Annotated in this window: 16 protein-coding genes; 5 read left to right on the forward strand and 11 right to left on the reverse strand. The window is 58.6% G+C overall.

Annotated features, from left to right (window positions below; all coding sequences use genetic code 11):
- Positions 1-53 precede the first annotated feature (53 nt).
- From odhB to sdhC, 6 genes are all read right to left on the reverse strand, one after another.
- Positions 54-1,274, reverse strand: coding sequence for a 2-oxoglutarate dehydrogenase complex dihydrolipoyllysine-residue succinyltransferase (gene odhB, locus CKW21_RS19975; protein WP_095195651.1), 1,221 nt, complete (start codon positions 1,272-1,274; stop codon positions 54-56).
- A 42-nt stretch (positions 1,275-1,316) separates the two neighbouring features.
- On the reverse strand, positions 1,317-4,148 hold the full coding sequence (locus CKW21_RS19980) for a 2-oxoglutarate dehydrogenase E1 component (protein ID WP_095195652.1): 2,832 nt from the start codon (positions 4,146-4,148) through the stop codon (positions 1,317-1,319).
- 275 nt (positions 4,149-4,423) lie between these two features.
- A complete protein-coding gene (locus CKW21_RS19985) occupies positions 4,424-5,128 on the reverse strand; it encodes a succinate dehydrogenase iron-sulfur subunit (RefSeq protein WP_095195653.1) in 705 nt (234 codons plus the stop codon).
- 11 nt (positions 5,129-5,139) lie between these two features.
- Positions 5,140-6,912, reverse strand: coding sequence for a succinate dehydrogenase flavoprotein subunit (sdhA, locus tag CKW21_RS19990; RefSeq protein WP_095195654.1), 1,773 nt, complete (start codon positions 6,910-6,912; stop codon positions 5,140-5,142).
- Positions 6,913-6,915: 3 nt separating this feature from the next.
- Positions 6,916-7,284, reverse strand: a complete 369-nt coding sequence (gene sdhD / locus CKW21_RS19995) for a succinate dehydrogenase, hydrophobic membrane anchor protein (RefSeq protein ID WP_095195655.1) — start codon at positions 7,282-7,284, stop codon at positions 6,916-6,918.
- The gene (gene sdhC, locus CKW21_RS20000) at positions 7,278-7,652 is read right to left on the reverse strand and encodes a succinate dehydrogenase, cytochrome b556 subunit (protein WP_083348457.1); all 375 of its coding nucleotides are present in this window, start codon (positions 7,650-7,652) and stop codon (positions 7,278-7,280) included. Before sdhC ends, sdhD begins: the two co-directional genes overlap by 7 nt.
- A gap of 362 nt (positions 7,653-8,014) precedes the next feature.
- On the opposite strand from sdhC, the gene gltA reads away from it, so the two are divergent.
- Positions 8,015-9,304 (forward strand): citrate synthase, encoded by a 1,290-nt coding sequence (gene gltA / locus CKW21_RS20005; protein ID WP_007936034.1) that lies wholly within the window; start codon positions 8,015-8,017, stop codon positions 9,302-9,304.
- A gap of 580 nt (positions 9,305-9,884) precedes the next feature.
- On the opposite strand, the gene CKW21_RS20010 is transcribed toward gltA, so the two are convergent.
- From CKW21_RS20010 to CKW21_RS20020, 3 genes are all read right to left on the reverse strand, one after another.
- Positions 9,885-11,543: a cation acetate symporter gene (locus CKW21_RS20010; RefSeq protein ID WP_095195656.1), complete on the reverse strand. Its 1,659-nt coding sequence runs from the start codon at positions 11,541-11,543 to the stop codon at positions 9,885-9,887.
- Positions 11,540-11,851 carry a DUF485 domain-containing protein gene (locus CKW21_RS20015; RefSeq protein ID WP_060539902.1) on the reverse strand — a complete coding sequence of 104 codons (312 nt, stop codon included), beginning with the start codon at positions 11,849-11,851 and terminating at the stop codon, positions 11,540-11,542. Before CKW21_RS20015 ends, CKW21_RS20010 begins: the two co-directional genes overlap by 4 nt.
- Before the next feature lie 249 nt (positions 11,852-12,100).
- Positions 12,101-12,952: a glycine betaine ABC transporter substrate-binding protein gene (locus CKW21_RS20020; protein WP_095195657.1), complete on the reverse strand. Its 852-nt coding sequence runs from the start codon at positions 12,950-12,952 to the stop codon at positions 12,101-12,103.
- Positions 12,953-13,239: 287 nt separating this feature from the next.
- Here CKW21_RS20020 and CKW21_RS20030 point away from each other — a divergent pair, with 287 nt between their 5' ends.
- Positions 13,240-14,835 (forward strand): beta (1-6) glucans synthase, encoded by a 1,596-nt coding sequence (locus CKW21_RS20030; protein ID WP_095195658.1) that lies wholly within the window; start codon positions 13,240-13,242, stop codon positions 14,833-14,835.
- A 125-nt stretch (positions 14,836-14,960) separates the two neighbouring features.
- Here the strand turns inward: CKW21_RS20030 and CKW21_RS20035 are convergent, their stop codons facing one another.
- Positions 14,961-15,329 carry a hypothetical protein gene (locus tag CKW21_RS20035; RefSeq protein WP_095195659.1) on the reverse strand — a complete coding sequence of 123 codons (369 nt, stop codon included), beginning with the start codon at positions 15,327-15,329 and terminating at the stop codon, positions 14,961-14,963.
- Between the two features lie 224 nt (positions 15,330-15,553).
- Here CKW21_RS20035 and CKW21_RS20040 point away from each other — a divergent pair, with 224 nt between their 5' ends.
- Together CKW21_RS20040 and CKW21_RS20045 are read left to right on the forward strand one after the other, a co-directional pair.
- Positions 15,554-16,852: a serine/threonine protein kinase gene (locus CKW21_RS20040; protein ID WP_095195660.1), complete on the forward strand. Its 1,299-nt coding sequence runs from the start codon at positions 15,554-15,556 to the stop codon at positions 16,850-16,852.
- The gene (locus CKW21_RS20045; protein ID WP_095195661.1) at positions 16,845-17,633 is read left to right on the forward strand and encodes a VacJ family lipoprotein; all 789 of its coding nucleotides are present in this window, start codon (positions 16,845-16,847) and stop codon (positions 17,631-17,633) included. Before CKW21_RS20040 ends, CKW21_RS20045 begins: the two co-directional genes overlap by 8 nt.
- A 66-nt stretch (positions 17,634-17,699) precedes the next feature.
- Here CKW21_RS20045 and CKW21_RS20050 read toward each other — a convergent pair whose 3' ends face one another.
- Positions 17,700-18,614 (reverse strand): DUF808 domain-containing protein, encoded by a 915-nt coding sequence (locus CKW21_RS20050; protein WP_095195662.1) that lies wholly within the window; start codon positions 18,612-18,614, stop codon positions 17,700-17,702.
- Between the two features lie 134 nt (positions 18,615-18,748).
- On the opposite strand from CKW21_RS20050, the gene CKW21_RS20055 reads away from it, so the two are divergent.
- Complete coding sequence (locus CKW21_RS20055) at positions 18,749-19,357, forward strand: TetR/AcrR family transcriptional regulator (RefSeq protein ID WP_095195663.1); 609 nt, start codon at positions 18,749-18,751, stop codon at positions 19,355-19,357.
- Positions 19,358-19,435 lie beyond the last annotated feature (78 nt).

Genomic DNA, 19,435 nt, shown 5'->3' on the forward strand with positions numbered 1-19,435 from the left:
AGCCAAACTGCCTTTACTGGCAGCTTGTAGCTTGCAGCTCGCGACTGCTTCTATCAGATATCCAGCAACAGACGAGCCGGGTCTTCCAGCAGGTTCTTGATGGTCACCAGGAAGGTCACAGCTTCTTTGCCATCGATCAGACGGTGATCGTAGGACAGCGCCAGGTACATCATCGGACGGATAACGACCTGGCCGTTGATCGCCATAGGACGCTGGATGATGTTGTGCATGCCCAGAATCGCAGCCTGCGGCGGGTTGACGATCGGGGTCGACATCATCGAACCGAAGGTACCGCCGTTGGTGATGGTGAACGTACCGCCAGTCATTTCTTCCATCGACAGTTTGCCGTCACGGGCTTTCTTGCCGAAAGTAGCGATGCCGCCTTCGATTTCAGCCAGGCTCATCAGCTCGGCGTTACGCAGAACCGGTACAACCAGGCCGCGGTCGCTGGAAACAGCAACACCGACGTCAGCGTAGCCGTGGTAAACGATGTCCGCACCGTCGATCGACGCGTTGACAGCCGGGAAGCGTTTCAGCGCTTCGGTAGCGGCTTTCACGAAGAACGACATGAAGCCCAGGCGCACGCCGTTGTGGGACTTCTCGAACAGATCCTTGTACTTCGAACGCAGGGCCATGACTTCGGTCATGTCGACTTCGTTGAAAGTGGTCAGCATCGCCATGTTCGATTGAGCTTCAACCAGACGCTCGGCAACCTTGGCACGCAGACGGGTCATCGGAACGCGTTTTTCAACGCGGTCACCGGCAGCGAATACCGGGGCAGCAGCGGCAGGTGCGGCAGCCTTGGCAGGCGCAGCAGCCGGAGCGGCTTTCTTGGCGGCAACGGCTGCAACCACGTCTTCCTTGGTCACACGACCGCCTTTGCCGGTACCGGCAACGGAAGCGATGTTGATACCGTTTTCTTCAGCCAGCTTGCGAGCAGCCGGGGCAGCAACAGGATCATCTTCGCCTTCGGCAGCCGGAGCAGCGGCTTGAGCAGCGGCGGCCGGGGCAGCAGCTGGAGCAGCGGCGGCAGCACCACCTTCAACGATCGAGCCCAGCACTTCGTCGGACAGAACGGTGTCGCCTTCGTTCTTCACGATAGCGCCCAGCACGCCATCAGCAGTAGCCAGAACTTCCAGTACGACTTTGTCGGTTTCGATGTCGACGATCAGTTCGTCACGCTTGACGGCGTCGCCCGGTTGTTTGTGCCAGGTGGCAACGGTGCCATCGGCAACCGATTCCGGGAAAGTGGGGGCTTTGATCTCGATAGCCATTATCTGTGGTTCCTTAAATTCGGTTTCAGGTGCGCGAAGGCATTAAACGGTAAAGGCGTCTTGCAGCAGTTGTTCCTGCTGCTCGGCGTGCATCGATGCGTAACCGCATGCCGGTGCAGCAGAAGCCTCACGGCCCGCGTACTCGAGTACGAGAGACTTGTTGAGGTTGCTGATGCTGCGACGCATGTGGTGCTGGCTGCTGTACCACGCGCCCTGGTTCATCGGCTCTTCCTGGCACCAGACGGCATGTTTGGCGTTGGTGTAAGGAGCCAGGACTTCGTTCAAGTCGTCCTCAGGGAATGGGTACAGCTGCTCGATACGCACGATGGCGATATCGTCACGGCCTTCGGCACGGCGTTTTTCCAGCAGGTCGTAGTAGACCTTGCCGCTGCACAGAACAATGCGCTCGACCTTTTTCGGGTCCAGGGCATCGATTTCCGGGATAACGGTCTGGAACGAACCTTCGGCCAGATCTTCAAGCGTCGAGATGGCCAACTTGTGACGCAGCAGCGACTTCGGAGTCAGGACTACCAATGGTTTGCGCAGCGGGCGAATCACCTGACGGCGCAGCAAGTGATAGATCTGAGCCGGCGTCGTCGGCATGCACACCTGAATGTTGTGCTCGGCGCACAGTTGCAGGTAACGCTCCAGACGAGCCGAGGAGTGCTCCGGCCCCTGACCTTCATAACCGTGCGGCAGCAGCATGGTCAGACCGCACAGGCGGCCCCACTTGTGCTCGCCACTGGTGATGAACTGGTCGATAACCACCTGGGCACCGTTGGCGAAGTCGCCGAACTGGGCTTCCCAGATAACCAGTGCGTTTGGCGTGGTGGTCGAATAACCGTATTCGAACGCCAGCACGGCCTCTTCGGACAGGAACGAGTCGTACAGGTCGAAGCGTGGCTGACCGTCGTACAGGTTCTGCAACGGCACGTAAGTGCCCGCATCCTTCTGGTTGTGCAACACGGCATGACGGTGCGAGAACGTACCGCGGCCGATGTCCTGGCCGGTCATGCGGATCGGGTGACCTTCGAACGCCAGGGTCGCGTACGCCATGGTTTCGGCGTAACCCCAGTTGATCGGCAGGCCGCCGGCTTGCATCTTCTGACGGTCTTCGTAGATCTTGGCAACCTGGCGCTGAACCACGAAGCCTTCCGGAATTTCCAGCAGCTTGGCGGACAGTTCCTGCAGGGTCTTCAGGTCGAAGCGAGTGTCATGACGCGCGGTCCAGGCGTGGCCCAGATACGGACGCCAATCCACGAATAGCTCTTTATTCGGCTCTTTGACCAGGCTTTTCACCACGTGCAGACCGTTGTCCAGCGCGTTGCGGTATTCGTCGACTTTCGCCTGAACGCGTTCCGCGTCCATCACACCGCTCTGGGTCAGACGATCGGCATACAGCTCACGAGTGGTGCGCTGCTTGGTGATCTGCTGATACATCAGTGGCTGGGTGCCGCTAGGTTCGTCAGCCTCGTTGTGGCCGCGACGACGGTAGCAGACCAGATCGATCACCACGTCACGCTTGAACTGCATGCGGTAGTCGATGGCCAGCTGGGTCACGAACAATACGGCTTCCGGATCATCACCATTCACATGGAGGATCGGCGCCTGGATCATTTTCGCGACGTCGGTAGCGTACTCGGTGGAGCGCGAGTCCAGCGGGTTGCTGATGGTGAAACCGACCTGGTTGTTGATCACGATGTGCACGGTGCCGCCGGTCTTGAAACCGCGGGTCTGCGACATCTGGAAGGTTTCCATCACCACGCCTTGACCGGCGAATGCCGCGTCACCGTGGATGGAGATCGGCAGAACCTTCTCACCGGTAGGGTCGTTGCGACGATCCTGACGGGCGCGAACGGAACCCTCGACCACTGGAGATACGATTTCCAGGTGGGACGGGTTGAACGCCATGGCCAGGTGAACTTCACCGCCGGTGGTCATCACGTTGGACGAGAAGCCCTGGTGGTATTTAACGTCACCGGAACCCAGCTCGACCTTTTTCTTGCCTTCGAACTCGTCGAACAGCTCGCGCGGGTTCTTGCCGAAGGTGTTGACCAGCACGTTCAGACGGCCACGGTGGGCCATGCCGATGACGATTTCCTTGGTGCCGTAGGAACCGGACCGCTGGATCAGCTCGTCGAGCATCGGAATCAGGCTCTCGCCGCCTTCCAGACCGAAACGCTTGGTGCCTGGGTATTTGGTACCCAGGTATTTTTCCAGGCCTTCGCCGGCAGTGACGCGCTCGAGCAGGTGGCTCTTGATGTCGGCAGAGTACGTCGGACGGCCACGCACGCTTTCCAGACGCTGCTGGAACCACTGGCGCTGCTGGGAATCGGTGATATGCGTGAATTCAGCGCCGATGGTGCGGCAATATGTCTGCTGCAACGCTTCGTGAATTTCGCGTAGGCTCGCTTCCTCTTTGCCGATGAACAGGTCGCCGGCACGGAAGGTCGTATCAAGATCGGCATTGGTCAAGCCGTAATGATTGATCGACAGGTCTGCAGGTGCAGTACGCTGCCACAGCCCCAGCGGGTCAAGCTGGGCTGCCTGGTGGCCACGCATACGGTAGGCCTGGATCAATCGCAGCACTTCAACTTGCTTCTTCTCGTGCTCACTGCTCACGCTGCCGGCGGAAACCGGTTGGGCGCGGCGCTGGTTCTTTGCCAGCAAGACGAAATGATCGCGAATTGTGGAGTGCGAAACATCGGTGGCAGAGTTGCCGTCGGCAGGCAACTTCTGGAAGTAGGTGCGCCACTCTTCTGGCACAGCGTTAGGGTCGTGCAGGTAGAGCTCGTAGAGCTCTTCCACATAGGCAGCGTTACTACCGGATAGGTAGGCGCTGTTCCACATGCGCTGCATCACGCTTTCTTGCATGCTTGGTCACCCTCGGTTAGGGGAACACCACCGGTGTCGACACCGAGCAAACTTGCAGAAGTCCAAATGCAGCGACCAAAACAAGCCACTAGGATCACACTGATAGTCCGGGTACCAGCCCGGATGCCCCTGCTTGTCTCATTTCTTCAAAGTAAGAGCCGCAGCCTTTTAAGCTGCCGCTCTGGTTATAGCCAGGACGCGGGTTGAAGCCCGCGCCTTAGCCTCTACGTTTACAGCGGCACTACGTTTACAACAGCTGGGTTACAGCAGCTGAATCACACGCCGCTGGAGAGCAGCATGTGACGGATGTGACCGATGGCCTTAGTCGGGTTCAGGCCTTTCGGACATACGTTGACGCAGTTCATGATCCCGCGGCAGCGGAATACGCTGAACGGGTCATCCAGCGAAGCCAGACGCTCGGCCGTCTTGGTGTCGCGGCTGTCTGCCAGGAAGCGGTACGCTTGCAGCAGGGCAGCTGGACCCAGGAACTTGTCCGGGTTCCACCAGAAGGACGGGCAAGAGGTCGAGCAGCAAGCGCACAGGATGCACTCGTACAGACCGTCGAGCTTTTCGCGCTCTTCAGGGGACTGCAGACGCTCGATGGCCGGAGCCGGCGTGTCGTTCTGCAGGAATGGCTTAACCTTCTCGTATTGCTTGTAGAAGATGCTCATATCGACAACCAGGTCACGGATAACCGGCAAACCTGGCAGAGGACGAACGATCAACTTGTTACCTTTTACAACGGCGGACAGTGGCGTGATGCACGCCAGGCCGTTCTTGCCGTTGATGTTCATGCCGTCGGAGCCGCAAACGCCTTCACGGCAGGAGCGACGATAGGAGAAACCTTCGTCCTGCTCTTTGATCAGCGCCAGCACGTCCAGCACCATCAGGTCTTTACCACCGGTATCGACCTGGAATTCCTGCATGAACGGCGCAGCGTCCTGATCAGGGTTGTAACGATAAACACTGACTTGCAACATGGCGGCCACCCTTAATAAGTCCGAATCTTAGGTTCAAAAGTCGGAACAGTCTTCGGCGAGAAGTTCACTGCACGCTTGGCAACGCGCTTCTCACCCGGGAAGTACAGGGTGTGGCACAGCCAGTTTTCGTCGTCACGGTCTTCGAAGTCTTCACGAGCGTGAGCGCCGCGGGACTCTTTGCGCACTTCTGCAGCGATGGCGGTCGCTTCAGCCACTTCCAGCAGGTTTTGCAGCTCCAGCGCTTCGATACGCGCCGTGTTGAACGCCTGCGACTTGTCATTGATCTTGACGTTGGCGATACGGGTACGCAGATCAGCCAGCTGGGCAATACCCTTCTGCATGTATTCGCCGGTACGGAATACACCGAAGTAGTTCTGCATGCAGCTTTGCAGCTCGCGACGCAGGGTTGCTACGTCTTCGCCATCGGTACGGCTGTTCAGCGCGTTCAGGCGCGCCAGAGCAGCTTCGATATCGGCTTCAGTCGCGTCGTCGTATTCGATACCGTCGGTCAGTGCCTTTTCCAGGTGCAGGCCGGCAGCACGACCGAAGACCACCAGGTCGAGCAACGAGTTGCCGCCCAGACGGTTGGCACCATGAACCGATACGCAAGCCACTTCACCCACTGCGAACAGACCAGGGATGATGGTGTCGACGCCGTCGGCATCCTGAGTGATTGCCTGGCCATGAATGTTGGTGGCAACGCCGCCCATCATATAGTGGCAAGTCGGAACAACCGGAACAGGTGCAACAACCGGGTCAACGTGAGCGAAGGTTTTCGACAGTTCGCAGATGCCTGGCAGACGGCTGTGCAGCACTTCCTCGCCCAGATGGTCGAGCTTGAGCATTACGTGGTCGCCGTTCGGACCGCAGCCGTTGCCGGCAATGATCTCTTTAACCATCGAACGGGCAACAACGTCACGACCGGCAAGGTCTTTGGCGTTCGGAGCATAACGCTCCATGAAACGCTCGCCGTGCTTGTTGATCAGGTAACCACCTTCACCACGGCAACCTTCGGTCACCAGTACACCGGCGCCGGCGATGCCGGTCGGGTGGAACTGCCACATTTCGATATCTTGTACCGGTACGCCTGCACGCAGAGCCATGCCGACGCCGTCACCGGTGTTGATCAGGGCGTTGGTGGTCGAAGCGTAGATACGACCTGCACCGCCGGTCGCCAGCACAGTGGCTTTCGCGCGGATGTAGGTGGTTTCGCCGGTTTCGATGCAGATCGCGATCACACCGACAAACTCGCCTTCCTGGTTCTTCACCAGATCGACAGCGTAGTACTCGTTCAGGAACGTGGTACCGGCTTTCAGGTTGCCCTGATAAAGGGTGTGCAGCAGCGCGTGACCGGTACGGTCGGAAGCGGCGCAAGTACGGGCAGCCTGCCCGCCTTTACCGTAATCCTTGGACTGACCGCCGAACGGACGCTGGTAGATACGGCCGGTTTCGGTACGCGAGAACGGCAGGCCCATGTGGTCCAGCTCGAAAACGGCAGCCGGGCCTTCCTGACACATGTATTCGATAGCGTCCTGGTCACCGATGTAGTCGGAACCCTTGACGGTATCGTACATGTGCCAGCGCCAGTCATCGTTCGGGTCGGCCGACGCGATGGCGCAGGTGATGCCGCCCTGTGCCGACACAGTGTGCGAACGGGTCGGGAACACCTTGGTGATCACGGCAGTCTTGTGGCCGCCTTGCGCCAGTTGCAGCGCTGCGCGCATGCCGGCACCGCCGCCACCAATAATGATGGCGTCGAAAGAAATCGTTGGAATGTTAGCCATGAATCAGATACCCCAGAGAATCTGCACACCCCAGACGAAGTAAGCGAACATCGCAACGCCGCATACCGACTGGAAAAGGAAACGTACTGCGGTCGCGGACTTGCCCAGCGCCATCGGCGTCAGGTAGTCGGTCGCGACGGTCCACATCCCAACCCAGGCGTGAACACCCAGGGCAACGAGGGCCAGCAGACTGAAGATACGCATCCCGTTGTGGTCGAACAGGGCATGCCATTGGTCGTAGCCAATGCCCGGGTTCGCAGCGATGTATCCGATCAGGAAGATGAAATAAGCCGCGAGAACAACCGCAGACACACGTTGTGCCATCCAGTCATAGAGGCCCGAACGCGACAGGTTCGTAACGCTGGTTACCATATCCAAACTCCCGCCAGAATGATCAGCACCGCAGACACGGCGATAATGATTTTCGAGCCCAGCGTGCCGCCTTCCAGCGTCTCACCGATGCCCATGTCCATAATCATGTGGCGCACACCGGCTACCAGGTGATACAGGAGAGCGGACAGGAGGCCCCATGCTACGAACTTGGCCAGAGGGCTGGTCAAGGTTGCCTTCACGTCGGCAAAACCTTCCTCGGAACCCAGGGATTTGCCCAATGCATAAAGCATGAAGCCCAGGCCCAGGAAGAGGATGATGCCGGAAACACGGTGAAGAAACGACGTAACGCCGGTGATGGGGAGTTTGATGGTCCTTAGGTCTAGGTTTACAGGTCGTTGGCTTTTCACGGCTTTTTTTCACACTGAAGAGCCCCTAACAATCAGGGCAAAGTTGTTGGGGAGTGCACTGGTCAGGTAACCACCACCCAGGGATGCGACCCCCAATAAAGCAGGCCCAAAAGCCCTTGGCGGTCGGTGGCCGAGTATAGACAGTTAGGCTACTAATGACAACGCAAACACCTAGCCCAAATAGCTGATTGCACAACGCGTATAAAAGGCGTAAATGGCAGGCAATTTCGAGAAAAAAGTCGGGTTAAAGCCTTCTGGAGCAAGACTTTAGGCAAATTGACATTCGAATTTATCTCACTATAGTGGTGCGGGCCCTGCGTGGGGGGTCTGTCTGATGATTTCAAGCATAAATAGGAGGCCACATGGCTGACAAAAAAGCGCAGTTGATCATCGAGGGCGCAGCCCCCGTCGAGCTGCCCATTTTAACCGGCACCGTTGGTCCCGATGTTATCGATGTTCGGGGTCTGACGGCCACGGGCCGCTTTACCTTTGACCCTGGTTTCATGTCGACCGCTTCCTGCGAGTCGAAGATCACCTATATCGACGGCGACAACGGCATTCTGTTGCACCGCGGCTACCCGATCGAACAGCTGGCTGAAAAGTCGGATTACCTGGAAACCTGCTATCTGCTGCTCAACGGCGAATTGCCGACTGCAGAACAGAAGGCCCAGTTCGTCGGCACCGTCAAGAACCACACCATGGTTCACGAGCAGCTGAAGACCTTCTTCAACGGCTTCCGTCGCGATGCCCACCCGATGGCCGTCATGTGCGGCGTAGTCGGCGCCCTCTCGGCCTTCTACCACGACTCCCTGGACATCAATAACCCGCAGCATCGCGAAATCTCCGCGATCCGCCTGGTTGCCAAGATGCCGACCCTGGCAGCGATGGTTTACAAGTACTCCATGGGCCAACCCATGATGTACCCGCGCAACGACCTGTCGTACGCGGAAAACTTCCTGCACATGATGTTCAACACCCCGTGCGAGATCAAACCGATCAGCCCGGTACTCGCCAAGGCCATGGACCGGATCTTCATCCTCCACGCCGACCACGAGCAGAACGCGTCGACTTCCACCGTACGTCTGGCGGGCTCTTCGGGCGCCAACCCGTTCGCCTGTATCGCCGCCGGTATCGCTGCACTGTGGGGCCCTGCCCACGGCGGTGCCAACGAAGCCGTACTGACCATGCTCGATGAAATCGGCGATGTCTCGAACATCGACAAGTACATCGCCAAGGCCAAGGACAAGAACGATCCGTTCAAACTGATGGGCTTCGGTCACCGCGTTTACAAAAACCGCGACCCACGCGCCACCGTCATGAAGCAGACTTGCGACGAAGTGCTGAAGGAACTGGGCATCACCAACGATCCGCAACTCGAACTGGCCATGCGCCTGGAAGAGATCGCCCTGACCGACCCGTACTTTATCGAACGCTCGCTGTACCCGAACGTCGACTTCTACTCGGGGATCATCCTCAAGGCGATCGGCATTCCAACCAGCATGTTCACCGTGATCTTCGCCCTGGCGCGGACCGTCGGCTGGATCTCCCACTGGAAAGAAATGCTCTCCAGCCCGTACAAGATCGGCCGCCCGCGCCAGTTGTACACCGGCTACGAGTCGCGTGACATCACCAAACTGGAAGACCGCAAATAAGACCTGTCTTGCGATAACGTCTTGGTTGCACCGGAAACGGCCTCTATTTATATAGAGGCCGTTTTTGTTTGACCCGCGACCTCACTGTGGGAGCGAGCCTGCTCGCGAAGACGGCATGACATCCGAAATCCGTGTTGGCTGACACACCGCTTTCGCGAGCAGGCTCGCTCCCACAGGGGAACGCGAACAGCAGTGAGGTCGAGTGTCAGCTCGCCTGGCTGCTTTTGATTTGCCCGCCCCTCCACGCCCTGAGCCTGTCCGTCAACCTGTGACGACCTCCATCGGCGCCGCTCGACGCAGTCGAACACGCTGCATGTAGATGAGTCATACCGAGCGTTTTTTTGCTTACTTTTTTTAGGCGCTTGTAAAAAAGTGAGTCGCCGTAAGGGCGAAACCATAAGTCGCCGTTACCGCAGGAATGGATATGTACTCGCCCAACACCATCTGGGTCGGCTCTAAGGCCACCTCAGCAGACAAGCCCCACCTCTAAAACGTCCGATAACCGCCCAATAAAAAATGCCCCGATCTCTCGACCAGGGCATCTCGTACAGCTGCGTTACTTATATATAAGCATCAAACCTTAGTGCGAAACCGCCCCACTCGCTCCCAAACCAGTCTGCGAGCGTACGAATTGCGGGAAGAACAGCGCCCGCTCATTGTCAGCCGCAGTCGACTTGTCGGTAACCGAGAAGAACCAGATACCGATAAAGGCAATGATCATCGAGAACAGCGCCGGGTACTCGTACGGGAAGATCGCCTTCTCATGATGCAGGATCTGCACCCAGATGGTCGGGCCAAGCACCATCAGGCCCACGGCACTCACCAGGCCCATCCAGCCGCCGATCATCGCACCGCGGGTGGTCAGCTTTTTCCAGTACATGGAAAGCAGCAGCACAGGGAAGTTGCAGCTCGCCGCGATGGAGAACGCCAGGCCCACCATGAACGCGATGTTCTGGCTTTCGAACAGGATACCCAGCGCGATCGCCAGCACCGCCAAGGCGATGGTAGTGATTTTCGAAACGCGGATTTCATCCTTCTCGTTGGCCTTGCCCTTCTTGATCACGCTGGCGTACAGGTCGTGAGACACCGCCGATGCACCGGCCAGGGTCAGACCGGCAACCACTGCCAGAATGGTTGCAAACGCTACCGCCGAAATGAAGCCCAGGAAGATACTGCCACCGACCGCATTGGACAGGTGCACCGCCGCCATGTTGTTACCGCCCAGCAACGCGCCGGCAGCATCTTTGAAGGCCGGGTTGGTGCTGACCAGCAGGATCGCGCCGAAGCCGATGATGAAGGTCAGGATATAGAAGTAGCCAATGAAACCGGTTGCGTACAACACGCTCTTACGGGCTTCTTTCGCGTCACTCACGGTGAAGAAGCGCATCAGGATGTGTGGCAGGCCAGCGGTACCGAACATCAGCGCCAGACCGAGGGAGAACGCCGAGATCGGGTCTTTCACCAGGCCGCCCGGGCTCATGATCGCTTCAGCTTTCGGGTGAACCTTGATGGCTTCGGAGAACAGCATGTTGAAGTCGAAGTTGACGTGCTTCATCACCATCAGCGCCATGAAGGACGCACCGGACAGCAGCAGGACCGCCTTGATGATCTGCACCCAGGTGGTCGCCAACATGCCGCCGAACAGTACGTAGGCGCACATCAGGATACCGACGAGGATCACCGCAACATGGTAATCAAGGCCGAACAGCAGCTGGATCAGCTTGCCGGCACCAACCATTTGCGCGATCAGGTAGAACGCCACCACGACCAGCGAACCGCACGCGGACAGCGAACGGATCTGGGTTTGCCCCAGGCGATAGGACGCCACGTCGGCAAAGGTGTATTTACCCAGGTTACGCAGGCGCTCGGCGATCAGGAACAGAATGATCGGCCAACCCACCAGGAAGCCGATCGAATAGATCAGGCCGTCGTAGCCGGAGGTGAACACCAGGGCGGAAATACCCAGGAAGGACGCCGCCGACATGTAGTCACCGGCGATTGCCAGACCGTTCTGGAAACCGGTGATCTTGCCGCCCGCCGCATAGTAGTCGGCCGCCGAGTTGTTTTTCTTGGAAGCCCAGTAAGTGATATACAAAGTCGCGCCAACAAACGCCACGAACATCAGGATCGCGGCGGTGTTCAGTGGTTGCTTCTGCACGGCGCCGGTCAGGGCGTCAGCCGCCCAGGCGCCCGGTGCGAAGGCTGCGATGCTCAAAAGAGCCATTAGACGCCGGATCATTGCTGAGCCTCCTTGAGAATCGCATTGTTCAGGTCGTCGAACTCGCCATTGGCGCGTCGTACGTAAATACCGGTCAGGATGAAGGCCGAAACAATCAGCCCGACACCGATCGGTATGCCCCAGGTAATCGAGGACTCAGGGCTGAGTTTCGCCCCCAGTACATGCGGCCCGTAGGCAATCAAAAGGATGAATCCGGAGTAAAGCCCTAGCATGATCGCCGAAAGAATCCAGGCGAATCGTTCCCTCTTGCTAACCAGCTCCTTGAATCGCGGGCTGTTTTGAATCGAGAGGTAAATGCTGTCGTTCATTGTTTTTATCCTCGCAGCACAGATTTAGTTGGAACGTAGCCACTCTATTCGGCTCAAGGACAGGTTCCAGACGACCTTAGTCTTAGAACCACACGACGTTTTCGCCATTTACCAGCACACCATAAATAACTGTGGGAGCGAGCCTGCTCGCGAAAGCGTCGTGTCAGTCAACATTTCAGTCGACCGATTCACCGCATTCGCGAGCAGGCTCGCTCCCACAGGGAAAAGCGAGCAGTGCTAAATAGAAGTTTATTTAGTCCAGTCAGCCACGCGCTCAGGGTGTTTGGCCACCCAATCCTTCGCTGCTGCATCAGGCTTGGCGCCTTCCTGGATCGCCAGCATGACTTCACCGATTTCGTCTTTCGAGGCCCACTGGAAGTTCTTCAGGAACTTGGCCACTTCCGGCGCCTTGGTTGCCAGTTCTTTGCTGCCGATGCTGTTCACGGTTTCGGCCGCGCCATACACGCCTTTCGGGTCTTCGAGGAAGCGCAGTTTCCACTTGGCGAACATCCAGTGCGGCACCCAACCGGTCACGGCAATGGATTCGTTTTTCTTCTCGGCGCGAGTCAGCTCGGCAATCATGCCGGCGCCGGAACTGGCCTTGAGTTGATAACCGGTCAGGTCGTAGTCCTTGATCGCCTGCTCGGTCTTGAGCATCACGCCCGAACCGGCGTCGATGCCGACGATGCGCTTCTTGAAGGTATCGTCGGTCTTCAGATCATCAAGCGACTGGGCCTTGACGTACTCCGGCACGATCAAGCCGATCTTGGCGTCCTTGAAGTTCGGACCGTAGTCGACGACCTGGTCCTTGTTCTTGGTCCAGTAATCGCCGTGGGTCACCGGCAGCCAGGCCGACAGCATGGCGTCGAGTTTGCCTGTAGCCACGCCTTGCCACATGATTCCGGTGGCGACCGCTTGCAGCTTCACGTCATAACCGAGTTTCTGCTTGATCACTTCAGCCGCTACGTGAGTGGTCGCGACGCTGTCGGACCAGCCGTCAACGTAACCGATGCTCAGGGTCTGGGTTGCTGCGCTGGCAAATGTGGAGCCCATCGCAAGCGCCAGAGCGGCACCTGCGCCTAAAAGTCGTCGCATCTTCATCGTTACTTCCCCGAAAGTGCTGCGCTCGACGGGTGCCGAGTCGCTTCAACGTATTGTTATGGTGCACAGCGCCCCCATCACGCCCACCGCAAACTCTTTCGATCATCAGCGGAGTACTGACGCCTTCGATAATCAACCTGACAGTCATTGCGACCTGCTCTGCCAGCGACCTCAAGGCATCGAGAAACGACATCAGAACGCCATTAAACCCGCGCCAGACAAACGCTTCGGGCAATCCGCTCGAACTTTGCATGTCAAAATCATGCAGGTCACCAAGCACGCGGAAAATGCAGGTAACATGCGCCGCTTTGCTCCCAGACGGCCTGACCATGCCCGCGACATCCCGCTTTCCTTTTTTTGCCTATCTTTTCGCCTGCCTGCTGGGGCTTTTTGCCTTTGGCGGCTTTTGGTACGGCCTGGGCAAACCGGTGATCCTGCCGGACGCCGCCACCCCGACGCACAAGCTGCAATGCGCCTCCTATACCCCGTTCGACAAAGACCAGTCGCCGTTCGATGTGCCGTTCAACTTGCGCCCCGAGCGCATGGACGCCGACCTCGCGCTGCTGGCCAAAAGCTTCGAATGTATCCGCACCTACTCCATGACCGGTCTCGACGCCTTGCCCGATCTGGCGCGCAAGCATGGGTTGAAGCTGATGATCGGCGCCTGGGTCAACAGCAATCCGGTGGACACCGAGAAAGAAGTCGACTTGCTGATCGCCTCGGCCAACGCCAATGCCGACGTGGTGACTGCGGTGATCGTCGGCAACGAAACCCTGCTGCGTAAGGAAGTCACCGGCGCGCAGTTGGCCAGGTTGATCACCAAGGTCAAAAGCCAGGTCAAGCAGCCCGTCACTTATGCCGACGTCTGGGAGTTCTGGCTCAAGCACCCGGAAATCGCGCCGGCGGTGGATTTCCTGACCATCCATTTGCTGCCGTACTGGGAAGACGATCCCTCGAACATCGACGCCGCCCTGCAACATGTGGCGCAAGTGCGTCAGGTGTTCGGCAACAAGTTTGCGCCCAAGGACGTGATGATCGGTGAAACCGGCTGGCCAAGCGAAGGCCGCCAGCGTGAAACCGCCCTGCCGAGCCGGGTCAACGAAGCCAAATTCATTCGTGGTTTTGTCGCCCTGGCCGAACAGCAAGGCTGGCACTACAACCTGATCGAAGCCTTCGACCAACCGTGGAAACGTGCCAGCGAGGGTGCGGTCGGTGGTTACTGGGGGCTGTTCGATGCCGACCGTCAGGACAAAGGTGTGCTGGCCGGGCCAGTGTCGAACGTACCTTACTGGTCCCAGTGGCTGATGGTGGGCGGCTTGATCTTCCTCGGTACGCTGATCCTCGGCGGCCGCATGCGCAGTACTCGCGCGGCGCTGGTGCTGCCGTTGCTGGGCGCCCTGGCGGCTTGCGCGATTGGCGCCTGGGGTGATCTGGCCCGCGTCACCACGCGTTTTGCCAGTGAATGGCTGTGGGTCGCGCTGCTGACGGCGCTGAACCTGTTGATACTGGCTCACGCCGCACTGACATTGAGCCCACGCACCGGGTGGCGTGGATGGGCATTCAATGCGCTCGAACGTCGATCAGGCTGGTTGTTGGCGATAACAGGTTTTGCGGCGGCGGTGATGATGCTGGAACTGGTGTTCGATCCGCGTTATCGCAGCTTCCCGAGCGTGGCGTTCATCGTGCCGGCGCTGGTCTATCTGTGCCGTCCGGTGAGCGTACCGCGCCGGGAGATTGCGCTGCTGACCTTCATCATCGGCGCGGGCATTGCGCCGCAGTTGTACCGTGAGGGGCTGGAGAACCAGCAGGCCTGGGGATGGGCGCTGGTGAGCGGGTTGATGGTGATGGCGTTGTGGCGCAGCTTGCGGGTTCGCAAGGCTTAATCTTTCAGCGAGTTTGCCGGCCCCTTCGCGAGCAGGCTCGCTCCCACAGTGATCTCCATCGAACACATTATTTGTGTATGGCCAAAATCCAATGTGGGAGCGAGCCTGCTCGCGAAAACTGATTATCAGGCGCTACGGGATGCCCTGACCAATCGCAACCCCGCAATCACCACCGCAAACACCGCCAACGTCGTGTTGTACAACGCCAGCGCCGGGAAACCGAGTACCAGCGCCAGCACCGCCAGCCACCACCCTGCCCGCCCTGGCATCACAAAGCCGATCAACGCAGCGATCAACGCAGTCCAGCCCAAAATCGCGAAGTGAATCATCAGCCCCAGGTTCGAACGAACCTGACATTCCCAACGGTTCGCCTCATCCACGCAGATACCCACCCATTGCGCATCTTCCATGAAGCCATAACGCGCGCCATAACTGGCGGCCAGCCACAACGGCAGCAAAACAAGCAGCAAAATCACGGGCAGACGGCGGGACATGAAACACTCCAATAAAACGAAAACGGCGGCCAGCTTAATCGGACGGCCGCCTTACGCAAGCACTAACAACTGTTAACTGGTCATGCAATCGCTGCAAAGTGTATCGTCCAGCTACTATTACTTCGAATTAGGCCTGTTTGGTGCCGATGCGTGGCACTTTGGCGCAAATCCAGTGGTCATAGCCTGCGAACTTCATTCGGCACCTTCCTTTAAGGGATCCAGTCATGCTCCGTTCCTTGCGCTTCGCCGCCCTGTTTGGCGGCCTTATCTTGAGTGCGTCCGCGCTGGCGGTGGATATCGATGCCGCCAGTTATGGCTATCCACTGACCAACCCGTTCGAGGCGACCATCGCCACGACGCCTCCGGATCTGCGCCCGGACCTGCCGCTGGACGATGACATCGATCAGTCGGACCGCAGCCTCACCTTGCGCCCGGAGCGTCAATTCGAGCTTCCAGACAACTTCTGGCCGGTCAAGAAACTCACCTATCGCATCGCCACGCAAGACAAAGCCGCACCGCTGATCTTTCTGATCGCCGGCACCGGCGCGCGCTATGACAGCAGCCTGAACGAATACCTGAAAAAGCTTTACTACAAGGCCGGCTATCACGTGGTGCAATTGTCATCGCCCACCAGCTTCGACTTCATGAGCGCCGCCTCACGCTTTGCCACCCCCGGTATCACCAAGGACGACGCCGAAGACATGTACCGGGTGATGCAGGCGGTGCGCGCGCAGAACCCGAAGCTGCCGGTCACTGAGTACTACCTGACAGGCTATAGCCTCGGCGCGCTGGATGCGGCATTCGTGGCCCATCTGGACGAAACCCGCCGCAGTTTCAATTTCAAGAAAGTGTTGCTGCTCAATCCTCCGGTCAACCTGTACACCTCGATCACCAACCTGGACAAGCTTGTACAAACCGAAGTCAAGGGCATCACCAATACGACCACCTTCTACGAGCTGGTGCTGAATAAACTGACCCGTTACTTCCAGCAGAAAGGCTACATCGATCTCAACGATGCACTGCTCTACGACTTCCAACAGTCCAAGCAGCATCTGACCAATGAACAGATGGCCATGCTCATCGGCACGTCGTTCCGTTTCTCGGCGGCCGACATCGCCTTCACGTCGGACCTGATCAACCGCCGCGGCCTCATCACCCCACCGAAAACGCCGATCACCGAAGGCACCAGCATGACGCCGTACCTCAAGCGTGCGCTGCAATGTGACTTCGACTGCTACATCACCGAGCAGGTCATCCCGATGTGGCGCGCCCGCACCGACGGCGGCAGCCTGCTGCAACTGATCGACCAGGTGAGTCTGTATGCGCTGAAGGACTACCTGCACGACAGCCCGAAAATTGCCGTCATGCACAACGCCGACGACGTAATCCTCGGCCCCGGGGACCTCGGCTTCCTGCGCAAGACCTTTGGTGATCGCCTGACCGTTTACCCGCTGGGCGGCCACTGCGGCAACCTTAACTACCGCGTCAACAGCGACGCCATGCTGGAGTTCTTCCGTGGCTAAATACCTCCTGCTTATCGCCGCGTTACTCTGCGCAACCGCTGCCAATGCCGACAACAGTAAAGCCAACGCCCCCGTGGTCGTCGACAGTGACGGCTTCAAGGAACCACTGAGCAAACTCAAGTTCAACCCGGGTCTGGATCAGCGCGAGTTCGAGCGCTCGACGCTCAGCGCACTGAACGTCTACGACCCGCTGGAAGAGTGGAACCGCCGCGTCTACCACTTCAACTATCGCTTCGACCAATGGGTGTTTTTGCCGGTGGTCGATGGCTATCGCTACATCACGCCAAGCTTCTTGCGCACCGGTGTCAGCAACTTCTTCAACAACATCGGCGACGTGCCGAACCTGCTCAACAGTCTGCTGCAGTTCAAGGGCCAGCGCTCGATGGAAATTACCGGGCGCCTGCTGCTCAACACCACCATCGGCATCGCCGGCCTGTGGGACCCGGCCACCGCCATGGGCTTGCCACGCCAGAACGAAGACTTTGGCCAGACCCTGGGCTTCTACGGTGTTCCAGGCGGCGCCTATTTCGTACTGCCGATCCTCGGTCCGTCGAACCTGCGTGACACGGGCGGGCTGGTGGTCGACTTCAGCGCCGAATCAGCCATCAACTTCCTCAACGTTGCCGAAGTCAGCTCCAACCATCCCGAGGTGTGGATTCTGCGTGGCGTCGACAAGCGCTATCAGACCAGCTTCCGTTATGGCCAGCTAAACTCGCCGTTCGAGTATGAGAAGGTGCGTTACGTGTACACCGAGTCGCGCAAGTTGCAGATTGCCGAGTAATCCTGCGAACACAAAACACTGTGGGAGCGGGCAAGCCCGCTCCCACATTGGATCGTACTGCCAGGTTCAGCCCTTCAACACTTTCCAGATTTTGCTGACAGCCATCACCCCCACCAACACCACCGCGCCCGCCACAATCCCTGCCAGCCCATTAAGCAACGTCGGCACGATAAACCCGGCACCACCCGCCCCCGCGCTGACACTCTCGATCCAGTGATGCACCACGGGCACACCATGGGTGAGGATGCCGCCACCGACCAGGAACATCGCCGCCGTGCCGATCACCGACAGGCTTTTCATCATGTACGGTGCCGCTCGCAGAATTCCTGCGCCAATGCTTTTGGCGAGCTGACCCGGCTTCTGGGTCAGCCACAGACCCAGGTCATCGAGTTTGACGATACCCGCCACCAACCCGTAGACGCCGACAGTCATGACGATGGCGATGCCCGAGAGCACGACGATTTGCTGGGTCAGCGCCGAGTCGGCCACGACGCCCAGGGTGATGGCGATGATTTCCGCCGAAAGAATAAAGTCGGTGCGGATCGCACCCTTGATCTTGTCCTTTTCGAACGCCACCAGATCGACTGAAGGGTCTGCCACCGCCTCGACCAGTTCGGCATGTTCAGCCTGATCCTCAGCCTTGCTGTGCAGAAACTTGTGGGCGAGCTTCTCGAAACCCTCGTAGCACAGGTATGCGCCACCAACCATCAACAACGGTATGACCAGCCACGGAATGAACGCACTGATGGCCAATGCCGACGGCACCAGGATCAGCTTGTTGATGAACGAGCCCTTGGCAACGGCCCATACCACGGGGATTTCCCGTTCGGCACGTACGCCGCTGACCTGCTGGGCATTGAGTGCCAGATCGTCGCCGAGCACGCCGGCCGTCTTCTTGGCGGCCATTTTGGTCATCAACGCCACATCGTCCAGCACGGCGGCGATGTCGTCGATCAGCAACAGCAAACTGCTTCCTGCCATGAATCGGGTTTCCTTCTGCAATGAATGCCGTGCAGCATAGCGCGGCCCGGCGCCGCACGGAGCATTCTTGAGCGCCGCCAAAGGCCGGTGCTACCATGCGCAACCGCCAGAACAGGCAAGGAACCACCTGGTTTATGAGCACTATCCGCGAGCGCAACAAACAACTGATCCTGCGTGCCGCCAGTGAGGAATTTGCCGACAAGGGCTTCGCTGCGACCAAAACCAGCGACATCGCAGCCAAGGCGGGATTGCCCAAGCCCAACGTCTACTACTACTTCAAATCCAAGGAAAACCTCTACCGCGAGGTGCTGGAAAGCATCATCGAGCCGATCCTCCAGGCCTCGACCCCGTTCAACCCTGAGGGCGTGCCCAGCGAAGTCCTGAGTGGCTACATTCGCTCGAAAATCCGTATCTCCCGCGATCTGCCGTTTGCATCCAAGGTGTTCGCCAGCGAAATCATGCACGGTGCCCCACACCTGAGCGCCGATCTGGTCGAACAGCTCAACAGCCAGGCCAAACACAATATCGACTGCATCCAGACCTGGATCGACCGCGGCCAGATCGCCCCCATCGACCCCAACCACCTGATGTTCAGCATCTGGGCGGCGACCCAGACCTACGCCGACTTCGACTGGCAAATCACCGCCATCACCGGCAAGGCCAGGCTGGATGAAGAGGACTATGAAGCGGCGGCGCAGACGATCATCCGGTTGGTGCTCAAGGGGTGTGAGCCGGATCGGTAGACCGCGCTGACTGCATCGCTGGCAAGCCAGCTCCCACAGGTTTCTGTGTCGAATTCAGACTCTGTGAACGACACAAAT

The organism is Pseudomonas sp. Irchel 3A7 (genome assembly GCF_900187565.1).
GTDB lineage: Bacteria > Pseudomonadota > Gammaproteobacteria > Pseudomonadales > Pseudomonadaceae > Aquipseudomonas.